Source organism: Paraburkholderia sp. JHI2823, from assembly GCF_038900695.1.
In the GTDB taxonomy this organism is placed as follows: Bacteria; Pseudomonadota; Gammaproteobacteria; order Burkholderiales; family Burkholderiaceae; genus Paraburkholderia; species Paraburkholderia mimosarum.
On the sequence record NZ_JAYMRY010000261.1, the window covers coordinates 1 to 450 of the forward strand.

At 44.0% G+C, this 450-nt stretch carries 1 protein-coding gene; it reads right to left on the bottom strand.

The window, feature by feature from the left end; all coding sequences use genetic code 11:
* The coding region (locus tag VSR34_RS38605; protein WP_342965257.1) for a hypothetical protein at positions 1 to 450 on the bottom strand (450 nt) is incomplete at both ends.

A 450-nucleotide genomic window follows, 5' to 3' on the forward strand; every position in this document is an offset into this window, starting at 1 on the left:
TCTTAATCTGATCAGCAGTTTCCTTCTGTTGATGCACCATGCTGACTACTGTATCAATCTTACTGTCTTGCACGTCCATCCTTTCCTTCATCCATTGATCATTCTCATCCATTCTTTGCTGCAGACGAATATCATTTTGCTTCAGCTCTTCAAGAGTCTGCCTGTCCAAAGCAGCTTGAGAGACTTCAGAAACAATATGCTTCTGAGAGCTTTCTGCAACATCTTCTGCTTGACTAAAGTCTTCAGTTGGAATTGTCTGATCTTCTGCTGGTTGAACTTTGGAAGCTGGACGCTTTTTAGACCATGGCTCACTATCCAGAAAGAGAACTTCCTCCTTCAGTAGCTGACTCATGACTGGACCTTCAACTTCTTTCAGCAGCTTGCTGAAGTTCTGTGGAGCCTGTTCATAGTTTATGTCCTGCAGCTTGAAGGTTTCAGCGCGTACCCAAC